Here is a 15,232-nt window from a genome sequence, read left to right on the forward strand (position 1 = left end):
GGGATGGTGCAGCCGGGGAAGGTGCAGCCTTGGTCGCGGGCGGTGATGGCTTTGCGGAGGTGGGGTGGGAAGAGCCTGCTGGTGCGGCCGATGTCGAGGATCCTGCCTTGGGTGCCGAGGAGGACGGGGATGATGTCGGCGTCGCAGGCGATTTTGCGGATGGTCGCGGCGGTGACGGGGCCGGTGAACGCCATCGTGCCGGTGCCGGTAAACCCGAGCGGTCCCGCTCCGGGGCTGCGTCCGTCGGCGTCGGCGTCGGCGTCACGTTGGTGGCGCTGGAGGCGTTCGAGGAGGTCGCGGTAGTCGATGGTGACCATGACCTGGGGGCGTAGGCCGCCCGCGGCGGGCAGCCCGCCGGAGGCGAGGGCGACTTTGCAGGCGCCAATGAGGCCGTCGAGAAGTTTCTGAGGCCTCGACCGCCGGTCGAGCAGTGCTTCTCCGGCGGCCGCCTCTCCGCCGGGTTCGCTGCCCGCACGCCCGGCTGCCGAGTCACCGGAGTCGTTTGCCGGGGTGCCGGCGCGGGGGTTGGTAGCGGTGTTCATCACGGTCAGAAGGTGTTCGAACTGTTCGGCGGTGGCGAAGATTTCCAGGTGCTGCAGGCCGTGGCGGGGCCTGCGGATGAACGCGCCCTGTAACTGGCGCAGGAGCTCCTCGGAGGGTTCGGCCCCGTCCTGGTCGATCGCGTCCACCCAGCGGCGGGCGATCCGGGCCAGGAAGTCCGGGTCGTGCTCCGCCGCGGTGGCCGTCAGGGCGTGTTCCATCCTGGCGGCGGTGTCCGGGTCGCACACCGGCCGGACCCGGTCCAGTGCCTGGCTGACGATGGTCGCGGACCGGGAAGGAACCGCGCCGGCGGCCACGGCCCCGGCGAGTTCCTCGCGCAGGGGCGGAAGGACCTGCCCGGTGATCCCGGTGCGCGGCAGCACGGTCCCGGCGAGGCAGAGCCGGCGGTGGGCCTCGGCGGCACTGATTTGGAGCCGGGCGCGGAGGAAGTCCCCGGTCTTGCGGTACCCGTCGCCGGCGGCCGGGAGCGCATCGGCGGCGGCTTCCTTGCGGGTCCGGTCCACGGCCCCGGCGGCAACGACTTGCAGGTATTCCATGGCCCGGGAGATCTCCTCAACCCGGCCGGCAAACTCCGCCGCGCCCCGGAATCCGAGCAGCGCAGCGTCCCGCGCCGCCGTCGTACACAACTCCCGCAACTGCCGGGCAATGATGTCCATCGACGGAACCCCACCCGCATTGCCGCCCGGCCAGCCGGCCGGACGAGCGATGAGAGCTGCGCTGATTCCCATGAACCAAGTTCATCAGAGACCTACGACATTATTGGCCGCAGTCGAATGCGCACCGAGCAACTATCCGCAACAGAACGGCCACGGGCTCAGCTCCCGCCGGCCAGCGCCCTCGGCCGGCCAAACTGCGTTCGCACACCTGGGGAGAACAACACGGATTCAGGCGGTCCGGTAACAGTGATGCCGGCGGTTGCGACGAGTTGATCCTGCAACACCGTCACCCGAGCCCGGTAGAGCGGCCAAGGCGCATGGGTGTTGGGAATGTAGATTGTTTTGCCACCGAACCGGCTATGCAGGCCAAATCGTGCCGTGAGGTGTACTGACAACGGATCGGCTGCTTCGACGTCGAGCTCCGGGACCGCCGCGAACTCACTCCGGACGCCGCCCCGAAAGCGCCGGACGGAATACCCCATCGAGGGGTCGTCCGGGCTGGCAGCCCTGAAACGGTCCCGGGACCACACGTAGGGGATCCCCGCCGCCCGTGCTGCCAGGACCACCGCCAGTCGCGAAGCATCCAGGGTCAGGAAAACAACGCCCCGCGTACCGTCCGGTTCCCTGGAGTAGAGCCGCACGTTGACCTCGTTGAAGCTGCCAAAGTAGGGAATGCCGGGCCCGGGGCCCAGGCCGGCGCCCTGCATGCGGAAGCCGATGAGCCCCACCCAGGCCGAGCCGTCGAACTCGTCCGGGTCCACGCCGTCAGGCATAAACGTAGCCGCAACCGCCAGCGGAATACGCCAGTGCAGGAACACGGCGTCCGTCCAGCGCTGGTCCATGATGACGGGCCGCGGCAGCTCCGGCGCCTCCGGCCAACCGCCCGCCTCCGGCCAGGGATCGTTCCCCATTGGTCAGCCGGCCGTCGAGGCCGTCTGGGCGGCCGCCGGTTGCTTTTGCCAGGGCCAGCGCCCAGTGATTTCGAGCTCGAGCGAGAAGCTCAGGAAGGTTCGGATCAGCACGATGATGGCCAGCACGCCGACGCTCTCGAAGGTCGGCGTGACGGCGACGGTTCGGATGATGTCGGCGGCCACCAACAGTTCGAGGCCCAGCAGGATGGAGCGGCCCAGCAGTTGCCGGTAGGACCGGTAGACCGAGAGCGGTTCGGACCCGGCCGGCAGCTGCCGCGGTTGAAATCCCCTCAGGGCCATCGGGATGGACACCAGGGCGCCGATGACCATGATGGCCACGCCGGCGAAGTCCATGAACCGGCCGACCGTCTCGATGATGTGCTGAAAATCCATGCTGCCCCTTGGAGGAGTCGAGTGTGAAAATTAGTGGTCAGCGAGCAAACGGCATCACGGGTGCCGCTCGCCGACGCCGGCGAGGATCGCTCGGTAGCCCTCGCGGAAGCTTGGATACTCGAACTCGAAGCCGGTGGAGCGCAGCAGCGCGCTGCTGACACGCTTGTTTCCGCCGCGGGACGGCTCGCCGCTGCCTGTCCGCCCGGGCTCGCCGGCCGAGGCAGCCCCCGCTTCGAGACGAGGCTCCGGCATTCCCAGCTCGACGGCCAGGAACCGCAGCACCTCGCCAAGTTCGGCGGGCTCGTTGTCCACGCCCAGATACAACGGCGCCGGCTCGGCGTCCATGGTGCACAGGTGCACGATCGCGGCAGCGGCGTCGTCGCGGTGGATCCGGTTGGTGAAGCGGGACTCGGCCGGAAGGGTGGCGCTCCCGCCGCGCACCTGGTCGATCAGTCGCGTGCGGCCCGGCCCGTAGATCCCGCCGAGGCGCAGCACCACCGGCGTAATCCCGGTGCCGCGGAGCCGGCTGAAGAGCAACTCCTCGGCTTCGCGGATGATGCGGCCGGAGAATCCACCCGGGTTCGGCGTCGCGGTCTCGTCCACCCAGCCGCCCCCGGCGCCGCCGTACACGGCCGTGGAGGAGACAAACAGCACCCGGCGGACCGGCGCACCGGACGCCACTACGGCGTCGAGCACGTGCGCCAGGCCGTCCACATACGCCGCCCGGTAGGCCTCCTCGGTGGGGGAGTCCGCGGCGATGGCGACGACGACGGCTGTGGTGTCCGCGGGGACCGGTGGCAGTGTGCCGGAGCTCAGGTCCGCCGCAGCGCCCTCGATGGCCTCAGGGAGTTTTTCCGGTGAGCGCCGCCAGCCCACCACGCGGTGCCCGGCCGCGGCAAAACGCAGCCCGGCCTCGGTCCCCAGATCGCCGCAACCGGCCAGCAGTACAGTCATACCGGCAAGTCTGCCAGCAATTCCGGGGCGGTGAGGTCGGCAGCAGACGTACTCGCGGGTTCCGACCCACCTCGACGCTTCGAAACGTCGACTGCGGACGGAACCCGCGAGCGGTCAGACGCCCCGAGCTAGCGTGCCGGGATCGGGAAGAACGCCCGGGGATCCTGCAGCAGCGCCGGGTAGTCGAAGTCCCGCCGGGCCAGGATCTCGTTGACCTGGAAGTTGCGGGCAAAGTGGCCGTCCACCGTGATTGGTCGGCCCTGGACCTCGCCCACGGCGAAGGAGCGGCCGCCCTCGAGCGGGATTGCCACGACCGACTTGCCGGGCAGCGTGGTGAAGGCCTCTTCCTGCGCCTGTCGCTTGCGGGTGGGCTTCTTCACCAGCGGCTTGGCCGGGCGCTTGCGGGCGTTCTTATCCGGCCGGCGCGAACCGTTGTCCGCGTAGACGAACTGGTACTCATCTTCCCCGGCGGCGCTGTTCGCCTTGCCGCGCACCGGCGGCAGGCTGATCGTGTCCAGTTGCTGCGGATCCGTGTCTCCCAGCGGCAGGCGGAGGACCCACATCCGGTCGCCGGTGGGATCTTCCGGGAGCAGTTCGTGCTTGGGCTCGGGCCAGACGTACTCCAGGTCCGGGTCCGTGCCGGGGAACACCGACGCGTAGAACCGCTCATCCTTGGCGAGGAGCCGGGAGCGGTGGCTGAGGTGGAAATCCGGGTTGCCGAGCCAGTAGGGCATCGGGATCCTGGCGGCGTAGTCCGGGTGCGCGGCCTGCGGAGCGAACTCCATGATCTTTTCCCGGGTGGTGTCTTCGCCGCCGCGTGCGGTCCATTCGTCCACCATGGCCAGGCCGTACATCGTCAGGGCAGGGACGTGTCCCATCCACATCCGGACGGCGGGGTGGGACTGCCAGCCGTACTCGGGAATCACCAGCGCGCGCAGCATCTGCAGCGCCTCGACGCGCTGCTTGCCGAGCCGCGCGGGGTCAAGGGCCGCGGCGCTCTGCTGGAAATCGGGGAAGGGGAGGAAAGTCTGCATCTCTCCAGTTTGGGGCCACGGGGCCGCATCGCCAATTGCTGGGGCCGCCGGGTGAGCGTGTTCACATCGCGGATACGTACAGACAGCTCCCAGACCGGGGATTTATCATTTACGGGAACCACCCCAGCCGCACGGAAGACCCGCCATGACCCTTGAATCAACGGCGCCCATTGCGCCCAAATACGGACAAATGCTCGGCCCGGAAGCCAACGGAATCCTGGTCCTCGAAGAATTCACCTTGGACCCGGCCGAGGCCCGCAAGGAACAGCACGGTTTCCGCGCGGCCCTTGCCTCGGTGGCCCTGACCATGCGCCGGCTGCTGGCGTTCCGGCTGTTCATCGCCGTCGTCGCGATCGCTAATTTGCCGCTGTTCCTGCTCTCCAGCGGTTGGGAAATCTACGCCATCTCGCTCACCCTTGTGGTGGCTGTGCACGCGGCCGTGTCCTGGCTGAACCGGCATGAACCGCGGCTGCGGCAGCGCCGGATGCTCGAACTCCACCTGCACCGGGAGCGCAGCGCCAACTACCGCAAGGTCCGTGACGCGGTGAAGTACGTGATCGACACCCCGGCCCGGATGAACGAACAGCTCTACCTGGAACTGCTCGCAGCCAAGCGCGTCGCCCTGCACCTCGCACAGGGCACCGTGGCCCTGCTGGACACCAGCGACGACACCGCCTGGAAGGTCCGCATCATCCGCGAACTGCCCCGCGCCGCGTAGGGCCTGCTCCGCTTTAGCCCTTCAGGACCGCCCCGAGATACGGGGCGGTCCTGCTCTTTTTGGAGCGTGCGACGACGGCGGGCTCCCCGGCTGCAATGATCTTGCCGCCGGCGTCGCCACCGGCAGGTCCCAGGTCGATCACCCAGTCCGCGGCGGCCACCACGTCCATCTCGTGCTCCACCACCACCACCGTGTTGCCGGCGTCCACGAGGCGGTGCAGCTGGGCCATCAGGAGTTCGACGTCGGCCGGGTGCAGTCCGGTGGTGGGCTCGTCCAGCAGGTAGAGCGAGTGGCCGCGCTGGGCGCGCTGCAGCTCGGTGGCGAGCTTGATGCGTTGGGCCTCGCCGCCGGAGAGTTCGGTGGCGGGCTGGCCCAGCCGGAGGTAGCCCAGGCCCACTTCGCGCAGGGTCTGCAGGGCGCGCGCTGCGGCCGGGACGTCGGTGAGGAAGTCGGCGGCAGCGTTGACCGTCATGCCGAGCACCTCGGCCACGTTCTTGCCCCGGTAGGTGACCTCCAGGGTTTCGGGGTTGTAGCGCGATCCGTGGCATTCCGGGCAGGGGCCGTAGCTGCCGGGCAGGAAGAGCAGCTCGACGGCCACAAAGCCCTCGCCCTGGCAGGTCTCGCAGCGCCCGCCGGCGACGTTGAAGGAAAAACGCCCGGCACCGAAACCGCGGGCCTTCGCCTCGTCGGTGGCGGCGAATTCCTTGCGGACGGCGTCGAACAGCCCGGTGTAGGTGGCGAGGTTGGACCGGGGGGTGCGGCCGATCGGTTTCTGGTCCACCTTCACCAGGCGGTGAATCTGTTCGAGGCCGGATACGGGTCCCACGCTCAGCGGAGTGCTGAGCTCTTCGGCGTCGTCGGCAACCTCGTCCGGTGATGCCGCGGCGCCGGCCGCGGCGTCAGCCCCCGGGTGCAGCCAAGAGTTGGCCACCTCGGCGAGGACCTGGCTGACCAGCGTCGACTTGCCCGAACCGGAGACCCCGGTGACGGCGGTCAGCACCCCGAGCGGGAAGTTCGCATCGAGGTTCTGCAGGTTGTGGCGGCTAATGTCGCGCAGCTCGAGCCAGCCGGCCGCCTCGCGGCGAGCGCCGCTCCCGGAACGGCGGCTGCCCTTGCCCGCCGAACCGGGCGCGCCGCCGTCGTCCGCCTTGAGCCCGTCCGCCTTGAGCCCGTCAGCTTCCGGGAACAGGTACGGCCGCGTGACGGAGGCTTCGATTTCGGCGAGGCCGGCCACCGGGCCGCTGTAGAGCACCTCGCCGCCGCCCTCGCCGGCGCGCGGGCCCACGTCCACCAGCCAGTCGGCGCGGCGCACCACGTCCATGTTGTGCTCCACCACGAACACCGAGTTTCCGGAGGACTTGAGCTGGTCCAGCACCGCGAGCAGAGGTTCGGCATCGGCGGGGTGCAGTCCGGCGGAGGGCTCGTCGAGCACGTAGATCACACCGAACAGACCGGAGCGCAGCTGGGTGGCGATGCGGAGGCGCTGCATCTCGCCGGGGGAAAGCGTGGGCGTGGAACGGCCCAGCGCGAGGTAGCCCAGGCCCAGATCCAGGAGCACGGTGACGCGCTGCAGCAGGTCGCGCGTGATCGCGACGGCCACCTCGTTGGACTCGCCGGAGGACTGCTTGCGGGAAGCCGTCCCAGCGGAGGTCAGTTCGGTGGTGGGCCGGATGATCTGCGCCAGTTCGATCATCGGGACGGCATTGAGCTCGGCGATGGTCTTGCCGGCGAAGGTCACGGCGAGGGCCTCGGGGCGCAGGCCGCTGCCGCCGCAGCGCGGGCACGGGCCGGTTTCCATGTAGCGAAGCACCCGGTCGCGCATGGTGGTGCTCTTGGAATCGGCGAGTGTGTGCAGGACGTAGCTGCGGGCGCTCCAGAAGCGGCCCTTATAGGGTTTGGCGACGCGGTCGCGCTGCGGTGTCACCTCCACCACGGGCTGCTCCTCGGTGAAGAGGATCCAGTCCCGCTGCTTCTTGGGCAGCTTCCGCCACGGGGTGTCGACGTCGTAGCCCAGGTGCGTGAGGATGTCGCGCAGGTTCTTGCCCTGCCAGGCGCCCGGCCAGGCAGCGATGGCGCCGTCCCGGATGCTCAGCGAGGGGTCCGGGACCAGCGAGGACTCGGTGACCGCGTGGGCGATGCCGAGGCCGTGGCATTCGGGGCAGGCCCCCGCCGCGGTGTTGGGCGAGAAGGCGTCCGAGTCGAGCGACGCGGCGCCGTCGGGGTAGCTGCCGGCGCGGGAGAAGAGCATCCGGAGCGAGTTGGACAGCGTGGTGACGGTGCCCACCGTGGAGCGGGAACTGGGGGTGCCGCGCCGCTGCTGGAGCGCGACGGCGGGCGGGAGGCCGGTGATCAGCTCCACCTTCGGGTTGTGCCCCTGTTGGATCAGCCGCCGGGCGTAGGGCGCCACGGATTCGAAGTACCGGCGCTGGGCCTCGGCGTAGATGGTGCCGAAGGCGAGCGAGGACTTGCCGGAGCCGGAGACGCCGGTGAAGGCGACGATTGCGTCGCGGGGCACGTCCACGTCCACGTTGCGCAGGTTGTTCTCCCGGGCGCCGCGGACCCGGACGAAGCCGTCCGTGGGGTGGTCCGGCGTGACGCCGGTGAGATCGGAAGCCTGCTGATTATTCTGCATCTGTTCGACTCTATCCGTCCTTGCCTCGGGCGGGCATATCCTTACCGAATGGAAACTTACGACGGCGGTGCTGAGGCGCCGCAAGCTGAGCCGGACGTGGAGCCGCAGGCTGAGCGGGAGGCTGAGCAGGCCGCAGGGCGCGAAGCTGAAACCGTTCCCGAGTTCGCCGAAATCCCCGAGGAGGTCCACGCGGCGCTGCCGGTGGCCGAGCTGCACCTGCACATCGAGGGAACGCTGGAACCGGAACTGATCTTTGCGCTCGCCGAACGGAACAACATCACGCTGCCGTACGCGGACCTGGACGAGCTGCGTGCCCGGTATGAATTCACCGACCTGCAGTCGTTCCTGGATTTGTACTACGCGAACATGGCCGTGCTGCAGACCGAGCAGGACTTCGCGGACATGACCCGCGCCTACCTGACCCGGGCCGCCAAGGCCGGGGTGCGGCATGCCGAAATCATGCTGGATCCGCAGGCGCACCTGACCCGCGGCGTGTCCCTGGAGACCTGCGTGAACGGCGTGGCCTCGGTGCTGGCCACCTCGGCGGAGGAATTCGGCATCTCCACCCTGCTGATCGCCGCCTTCCTGCGCGACCTGTCCGAGGAATCGGCGCTCGAGGTGCTGAAGCAGTTGCTCGCCATGGGCGCGCCGATCGCCGGAATCGGCCTCGACTCGGCCGAGGTGGGCAACCCGCCGTCGAAGTTCGAACGGCTCTTCGCCCGGGCCGCGGACGCCGGGCTGCGGCGGATCGCGCACGCCGGTGAGGAGGGCCCGCCGTCGTACATCATCGAGGCGCTGGACCTGCTGGGCGTGGAACGGATCGACCATGGCATCCGCTGCATGGAGGACCCCGAGCTGGTGGAACGCCTGGTCAACGAGCTCATGCCGCTGACCGTCTGCCCGCTCTCCAACGTCCGACTCCGCGCGGTTGACACGCTCGCCGACCATCCGCTGCCGGGAATGCTCGCGGCCGGGCTAAACGTCAGCGTGAATTCGGACGACCCGGCCTACTTCGGCGGGTATGTGGATGACAACTTTGCCCAGCTCAAGTCCGTGATCGGCCTCTCCGAGTTCGACTGCGTGCGGCTCGCGGCGAACTCCATCCGGTCCTCCTTCGCAAGCGAGGAACGCAAGACTGAACTGCTGGCCGAACTGGCCGCCTCGGGCCGCTAACCCCCTCGGGCMGCTAAACCCCTCGGGCCGCTAACCCTTCGGTTGCTCTCTCACTTATGGCTGCCAAACCGGCCGGATAGGAGCCATAAGTGAGAGAGCAACGCCCGGGGCGGGGCGACTAGACGTCGATGCTGTCCATGTGCGGGTAACGGGCGCCGGCGGCGACGCCGGCCGGGGCCAGCTCATCGAGCCTGGCAAGGTCGCTCGCGGAGAGCTCGACGTCGACGGCGCCAAGGTTCTCCTGCAGCCGTTCGCGCTTTTTGGTCCCGGGGATCGGCACGATGTGTTCGCCCTGGGCCAGCAGCCAGGCGAGCGCCAGCTGCGCGGGGGTGCAGCCCTTCTCGCGGGCGAGCTCGGTAACCCGGTCCACGAGTTCGAGGTTGCGGGTGAAGTTCTCGCCCTGGAAGCGCGGCGAGTGGCGGCGGAAGTCGTCTTCGGCGAAGTCCTCCTCGCTGCGCAGCTGGCCGGTGAGGAAGCCGCGGCCCAGCGGGCTGTAGGGGACGAATCCGATGCCGAGCTCGGCGAGCCCCGGGAAAATCTTGGTCTCCGGCTCGCGCTCCCACAGGGAGTATTCGGTCTGCAGGGCSGTGATGGGGTGCACGGCGTGGGCCCGGCGGACGGTGTCGGCGCTGGCCTCGGAGAGTCCCAGGTGCTTGACCTTGCCGGCCTGGACCAGCTCGGCCATGGCGCCGACGGTCTCCTCGATCGGCACCGTCTTGTCCACCCGGTGCTGGTAGTACAGGTCGATGTGGTCGACGCCGAGGCGCTGCAGGCTCGCGTCGCACGCGGCCCGGACGTACTCGGGCTTGCCGTTGATGCCCACCCAGGAGCCGTCCTCACGGCGTTCGTTGCCGAACTTGGTAGCCAGTACGACGTCGTCACGTCGGCCGGCGATGGCGCCGCCCACCAGCTTCTCATTGGTAAACGGGCCGTACATGTCCGCGGTGTCCAGCAGGGTTCCGCCGGCATCAAGGAAGGCGTGGATGGTGGCGACGGACTCCCGTTCGTCGCCCCGGCCGTAAAACTCGCTCATGCCCATGCAGCCCAGTCCAAGGGCGGAGACGGTGAGCGAGCCAAGGGTGCGTGATTCCATGGGGATCTCCTGAACCTGAAGGGGGATGGAGTGCCGCGGATTTGCCCCGGGGGAGCGGGCGGTGGGCGGCGCCGATCAACCCACTCTAGTGAGCTTGCTTACCGCGGGCAACGGGTTTGCCCAGTCGCAGAATCGTCGCCGTGAGGGCGGTGACGCCCGCGCACACGGCTGCGCCCCACAGGATGTCCGTCAGGGCCACCAGGGCGGGGAAGTCCTTGAGGATGGCGAACGCGGTCAGGGCCCATGTGGCGTAGGTGAAGAAGCCGAACAGCGCCGCCCCGAGGACCCGGCTCTTCAGCGTGGCCTGGGGATCGTTAGGCCGGATACCGTAGTGCACGATACCCACCACGTAGACGAGGTAGAACAGGACAGCGCCCACGGCGTTGAAGTTGGCCGGGAGCAGGTGCCCGATCTGGCTGCGGTACAGGGGATTGGCCACGGTAAAGATCCAGACGGCGTCGATCCCGGCGAAAATCACGGCGGCCACGGCGTAGGCCAGCAGCCACTTCCTGAGCGGACGGGTCATGGGGGCTCCTTCTGGGCGGGACGCGCGTTGAGTGATGGGCGGGGCATGACCGGTGGAACTGGAACTTTCCCCAATACTAGTTCGTAGGCTTAGTAGTAAGCGCCGGTTACGAGACCTCGGGCCGCCAACGGAAGGAACCGTCCATGAAGGAGTCCGAACGCAAGGCGCTCGCCGCCATCCCGGTGGTAGTGCTGCTCGGTGCCGGGCTCGCCTGGGCCGGCAGCCAAGGCGGTGCAGTTGCGGGCGGGATCCCAGTGTTCGTGCTCGCCGTCGGGGCAGCCTTCCTGATCCAGTGGCTGGCATTCATCCCGGCCTTCCTGGCTCAAACCGAGAAGTTTTACGACCTAACGGGCTCCCTGAGCTACATCGCCGTCACCCTGCTGCTGGTGCTGCTGACGCCGGGGATCGACGCCCGGGGACTCCTGCTGGCGGGGTTGGTCCTGGTGTGGGCGATCCGGCTGGGTTCCTTCCTCTTCCGCCGCATCAGTAAAGCCGGGAAGGACGACCGCTTCGATGAGATCAAGCCATCCTTCGTCCGTTTCCTGAGCGTCTGGACCATGCAGGGAATCTGGGTGGCATTCACGGCGGCCGCCGCATGGGTGGCCATGACGTCCRCGAACCGGGCAGCGCTGGATGGCTTCGCCGTGGCGGGCCTGCTCGTCTGGGTGGCCGGCTTCAGCTTCGAGGTTGTGGCTGACTCCCAGAAGTCACGGTTCAGCGCCGACCCCGCCAACAAGGGGAAGTTCATCTCGACAGGGTTGTGGGCGAAGTCGCGGCACCCGAACTACTTCGGTGAAATCCTGCTCTGGGTCGGCGTCGCCATCATTGCCCTGCCGGTGCTGCAGGGCTGGCAGTGGGTCGCCCTCATCTCCCCGGTCTTCGTCGCCCTGCTGATCACCAAGGTCAGCGGGGTGCCGCATCTCGAAAAGAAGGCCGACACTAAGTGGGGTGGCCAGGCCGACTACGAGGAGTACAAGAAGAATACCCCTGTGCTGATCCCGCGGATCTAGCCACGCAACGCCGCTGTGGCCGTCACAGGGGGTCACGACACACAGAGTTAACCCTGCCCGGTCGCGGAACGGGCCGAACCTTGGCAAAATGCAGGTGGATCAATTGCTTCTAAAGGAGACCCATGGGCGCGAACGCTGCGGAAAACACGAACCTTCGGCTTAAGGCTGTGCTGGACGTCCTGGCCGAGGGGGTCTGGTCTGGCGAGAAGCTGAACGCCGGCGTCGTGCTCGGCGAGGCCATCGCGCGGGTGCCGCTCAACGACCACGAGCGAGAACTGCTCAGCGGCGGCATTCCCCGCGGCCACAAGGCGCTGACCACCGCGACGGCCAAGTTGGTCAAGTCCGGCTGGCTGGTCAAGGGCCGCTCCGGCTGGACCATCACCGAGGACGGCCAGCGCGCCACGGTCGCCTTCGCCGATCCCGGCGCTTTCACTGCAGCGCTCGACGCCGGTACCCAGCCTCCCGCGGACACCCCGCTTCCTGCCGGCCCGGCCGGTCACGCGGGTAAGCCGGCGGCAAAGGCCGCGCCGAAGGCCGTCAAGGTAGCCGAAGAGGTCGCAGAGAAGGTGGCCGACACGGCCGCCAAGCTGGTGGAAGAGGTTGTTGCGCCGGTCGCCAAGGCCGTCCGCAAGCGCAAGTCTTCGGAAAAGGCAGCCAGCGTCGCCGCGCCCGCCGCCCCGGCAGCAGGCGCGGAGACCATCCAGCAGCCTGCCGAGGTGGCCGTTGCCGGCGACTTCAACGTGCTGCTCGGCGCCCCTGCAAACTGGGCCCCGCAGTACGACGAGTCCCAGATGCAGCTGGACGAGGTGGACCAGCTCTGGAAGATCGCCGCGGAACTGCCCGCCGGCTCCTACAGCTTCAAGATCGCGATCAACCGCTCCTGGGATGAGAACTACGGTGCGTTCGGCCACTTCGACGGCGCCAACCACGAGGTGCACCACCGCGGCGGCCTGCTGGTGATCCAGTACGACCACCGGACCAAGGACATCGTCGTCGAGTAGGCCTGCGGCGGATCTGCACCAAGCAACGCGGGGTCATTTACGGCCCATCCTGGCTATCGGGATGGGCCGTAAGTGACCCCGCGTCGGGTTAAAACCGGGTGGGGTCCGGGGCCGGTGGAACGGGCGGCGGCGGAACCGGGCCGGGGTCGGGAATTGGCAACGGACCCGGCGTAGGCCCTGGCGCCGGACTTGGGCCCGGGGCTGGGATCGGTGCCGGCGGGGTAGGTCCCGGATCCGGCGGGAACGGGTCGCCGGGCTGCGGCTCGGGCGACGTCGGCCCGGGCTCAGGCGGAAACGGGGACGGTTCGGGTGCTGGGGGGATGGTCATGGCTCCGATTATCGACCCGTGCTACCCCGGAGGGAAGGCGGCAGGAGAGCGCGCGGCTAGTTCTGCGCCGCGATCGACTTGTCTCGGTCCTCGAATACGTCCTCGCCCGGTCCGGAAAATGCCCGGGAGCGCTGCACGGCTTCGATCGAGCCGGTGAAGAGCTGTGAGTCGTGCGGGTCGGAGGGCAACCGGGCGGCGGTCTCATCTGCCGCAGCGAGCTTGCCCGGACGCCGGGCCGCGGGCTGGCTGGAGGCTCCAGTGGACGGCATGGATTCGAGCCGGACGTGGGGGAGCGCCGTCGGGTATTCCTGCTGCAGGAAGAGCACCAGCTCTTCGCGGATCAGGCAGCGCAGGTCGAAGAGCGAGGCGCTGTCCCCGGCACTGACCAGGATGCGGACCCGGACGAAACCCGCCGTCGCGTCCGTGATCTGCAGGATCCCCACGCGCTTGTCCCAGAGTTCCGTGGACGCGAGGACCTTCTTCAGCTCGGCGCGCATGGCTTCCACCGGGGCGCGCCAGTCGAGGTCGAACTCAACCGTACCCATGACCTCGGACTGGCGCCGGGTCCAGTTCTCGAACGGGGTGGTGGTGAAATAAGTGGAGGGCAGGATCAGCCGGCGGTCGTCCCAGATGTGCACCACCACATAGGTCAGGGTGATCTCCTCGATCCGGCCCCATTCCTTCTGCACCACCACCACGTCGTCCACCCGGATCGCGTCGGTGAAGGCGAGTTGGATGCCGGCGAAGACGTTGACCAAGGAGGTCTGCGCCGCGAGGCCGGCGACGATCGAGATCACGCCCGCGGAAGCCAGTAGGCCGGCGCCGAGGGCTTGGATGGCGGGGAAGGTCAGCATGATGCTGCCCAGGGCCACGATCGCGATCAGCGCGACGCCGATCCGGCGGGCCAGGATCACCTGGGTGCGGAGCCGGCGTGCCCGCCGGTTGTCCGCCACATCCACCCGGTACCGCGTGAGGACCATGGTCTCGATGATCAGAAGCACCGCGATCGCCAGCCAGGCGACAGACCCAATGAGCGCGATCGCCAGGCCGTGGTCCACGTTGCGGCGCCAATCGGCGTCGGCGGTGGTCAGGGCCAGTGCGATCCGCACTCCGATCAGGCACAGTGCGAAACGCAGCGGCAACCGCGCCATCCGGGAGGTCTCCCGCAGGGCCTCCTGCTTGCGGTTGAGCCGGAGGATTACCCGGCGCACCAGCCAGGAGGCGATCAGCCCGGCGGCCACGGCGAACGCCACGGCGAGGAACGGCATGGCGGAACTCAGAAACTCTTGCATCATTTAAGGATTAGCAAGCTTCGCTGGCCAATTGAAATCGGTGGATTGTCAAGGTGGGTCTGGTCACGCCCGTTCTCCCCGGCACTTCGGGGGTCGCATTGGAGCCGGTTTAGGGCCCTAAGGCCCTAGAATCCGCGGTTCAATGCCCCAGAATGGTGCCATCACTTGCATCTCCGGGGGAGGGTGACATGAGCCATAAGACATCATCGGGTGCAGCCGTTTCCGCCGCGTTCTGCGCGGCGCTTTTGTTGTCTGGATGCGGGTCGCCCGCGGCGGCTCCGGCCACCACCCCGCCGGGCACGACGTCGGCCTCCGCCACTGCGAGCGCCTCGCCGTCGAGCGCCTCGCCAACATCGGTGTCACCGTCCCCCACGGGTACCACGCAGCCGGACTCGACAACGCCCGCCCCGACGCCGGCTGCCCCGGCAGGCTGGAAGTCGTACACGACGGCGGACGGATCCCTGACCTTCGATTACCCAGCGACCTGGTCGGTCAAGGAGGTCAACGGTGCTGCGGCGCTGGTGAGTGACTACGGCAAGACGATGGCGACGCTGCGGACCCAGGTGGGCGCCGGTCCGGCATGCACGACGAAGTCGCAGTTCATGGCCTACGACTCCGCGCCGATTCCCGCCCTGGCGCAGTCCGGGGTGGCTCCCAGATTTAGTTACGAGGCGCGGGTCAACGCCACCCCGGCGGATCCGGGGAAGCCGAATACCTTCGCCTATGGCATCACGGCGGCCCCGGAGCCCACCGGGAACGAGGCCTGCCCCATTTCGCACGTCTTCCCCTGGCCGCCCAAGTCGGCGTCCTTCGGCGGTGTATACGACCCGTTCGACACCACCCCCGGCAAGCCGATGCACGTGGACACACCGGAGGTATACAAGGACACCACGGAGTACAAGTACATCAAGCAGGCGATGATGTCCCTGCGCCCGGCGGGGAAATAGCCG

At 68.4% G+C, this 15,232-nt stretch carries 14 protein-coding genes; 5 read left to right on the forward strand and 9 right to left on the reverse strand.

What is annotated here, in order from left to right; genetic code table 11:
- From AC1DK9_RS16080 to AC1DK9_RS16100, 5 genes are all read right to left on the reverse strand, one after another.
- Positions 1 to 1,289 (reverse strand): DUF222 domain-containing protein (locus tag AC1DK9_RS16080; RefSeq protein WP_476916558.1); only part of this gene is annotated, 1,289 nt, incomplete at its 3' end.
- 86 nt (positions 1,290 to 1,375) lie between these two features.
- Positions 1,376 to 2,128, reverse strand: a complete 753-nt coding sequence (locus AC1DK9_RS16085; RefSeq protein WP_476916559.1) for a YqjF family protein — start codon at positions 2,126 to 2,128, stop codon at positions 1,376 to 1,378.
- A 3-nt stretch (positions 2,129 to 2,131) separates the two neighbouring features.
- Positions 2,132 to 2,521, reverse strand: a complete 390-nt coding sequence (locus AC1DK9_RS16090; protein WP_476863302.1) for a DUF1622 domain-containing protein — start codon at positions 2,519 to 2,521, stop codon at positions 2,132 to 2,134.
- Between the two features lie 54 nt (positions 2,522 to 2,575).
- Complete coding sequence (locus AC1DK9_RS16095; protein ID WP_476916560.1) at positions 2,576 to 3,475, reverse strand: SDR family oxidoreductase; 900 nt, start codon at positions 3,473 to 3,475, stop codon at positions 2,576 to 2,578.
- 128 nt (positions 3,476 to 3,603) lie between these two features.
- Positions 3,604 to 4,509 (reverse strand): MSMEG_6728 family protein, encoded by a 906-nt coding sequence (locus tag AC1DK9_RS16100; RefSeq protein ID WP_476916561.1) that lies wholly within the window; start codon positions 4,507 to 4,509, stop codon positions 3,604 to 3,606.
- A gap of 145 nt (positions 4,510 to 4,654) precedes the next feature.
- On the opposite strand from AC1DK9_RS16100, the gene AC1DK9_RS16105 reads away from it, so the two are divergent.
- On the forward strand, positions 4,655 to 5,227 hold the full coding sequence (locus AC1DK9_RS16105; RefSeq protein ID WP_476863299.1) for a hypothetical protein: 573 nt from the start codon (positions 4,655 to 4,657) through the stop codon (positions 5,225 to 5,227).
- 13 nt (positions 5,228 to 5,240) lie between these two features.
- Here the strand turns inward: AC1DK9_RS16105 and AC1DK9_RS16110 are convergent, their stop codons facing one another.
- Positions 5,241 to 7,859, reverse strand: a complete 2,619-nt coding sequence (locus AC1DK9_RS16110; RefSeq protein ID WP_476916562.1) for an excinuclease ABC subunit UvrA — start codon at positions 7,857 to 7,859, stop codon at positions 5,241 to 5,243.
- A 48-nt stretch (positions 7,860 to 7,907) separates the two neighbouring features.
- Between AC1DK9_RS16110 and AC1DK9_RS16115 the strand changes: the two genes are divergently transcribed.
- Complete coding sequence (locus tag AC1DK9_RS16115) at positions 7,908 to 9,032, forward strand: adenosine deaminase (RefSeq protein ID WP_476916563.1); 1,125 nt, start codon at positions 7,908 to 7,910, stop codon at positions 9,030 to 9,032.
- 118 nt (positions 9,033 to 9,150) lie between these two features.
- Here the strand turns inward: AC1DK9_RS16115 and AC1DK9_RS16120 are convergent, their stop codons facing one another.
- Together AC1DK9_RS16120 and AC1DK9_RS16125 are read right to left on the reverse strand one after the other, a co-directional pair.
- A complete protein-coding gene (locus AC1DK9_RS16120; RefSeq protein ID WP_476916564.1) occupies positions 9,151 to 10,125 on the reverse strand; it encodes an aldo/keto reductase in 975 nt (324 codons plus the stop codon).
- An 85-nt stretch (positions 10,126 to 10,210) separates the two neighbouring features.
- Positions 10,211 to 10,651 (reverse strand): DUF2177 family protein, encoded by a 441-nt coding sequence (locus AC1DK9_RS16125; RefSeq protein WP_476916565.1) that lies wholly within the window; start codon positions 10,649 to 10,651, stop codon positions 10,211 to 10,213.
- A 143-nt stretch (positions 10,652 to 10,794) separates the two neighbouring features.
- Here AC1DK9_RS16125 and AC1DK9_RS16130 point away from each other — a divergent pair, with 143 nt between their 5' ends.
- Both AC1DK9_RS16130 and AC1DK9_RS16135 read left to right on the forward strand, forming a co-directional pair.
- Positions 10,795 to 11,661 (forward strand): DUF1295 domain-containing protein, encoded by an 867-nt coding sequence (locus AC1DK9_RS16130; protein ID WP_476916566.1) that lies wholly within the window; start codon positions 10,795 to 10,797, stop codon positions 11,659 to 11,661.
- A 122-nt stretch (positions 11,662 to 11,783) separates the two neighbouring features.
- Positions 11,784 to 12,662: a pullulanase X25 domain-containing protein gene (locus tag AC1DK9_RS16135; RefSeq protein WP_476916567.1), complete on the forward strand. Its 879-nt coding sequence runs from the start codon at positions 11,784 to 11,786 to the stop codon at positions 12,660 to 12,662.
- 384 nt (positions 12,663 to 13,046) lie between these two features.
- Here the strand turns inward: AC1DK9_RS16135 and AC1DK9_RS16140 are convergent, their stop codons facing one another.
- Complete coding sequence (locus tag AC1DK9_RS16140) at positions 13,047 to 14,282, reverse strand: mechanosensitive ion channel family protein (RefSeq protein WP_476916621.1); 1,236 nt, start codon at positions 14,280 to 14,282, stop codon at positions 13,047 to 13,049.
- A gap of 356 nt (positions 14,283 to 14,638) precedes the next feature.
- Between AC1DK9_RS16140 and AC1DK9_RS16145 the strand changes: the two genes are divergently transcribed.
- Positions 14,639 to 15,229 carry a hypothetical protein gene (locus AC1DK9_RS16145; protein WP_476916568.1) on the forward strand — a complete coding sequence of 197 codons (591 nt, stop codon included), beginning with the start codon at positions 14,639 to 14,641 and terminating at the stop codon, positions 15,227 to 15,229.
- The last annotated feature ends 3 nt before the right edge of the window (positions 15,230 to 15,232 follow it).

Source organism: Arthrobacter sp. 01T414, from assembly GCF_056398965.1.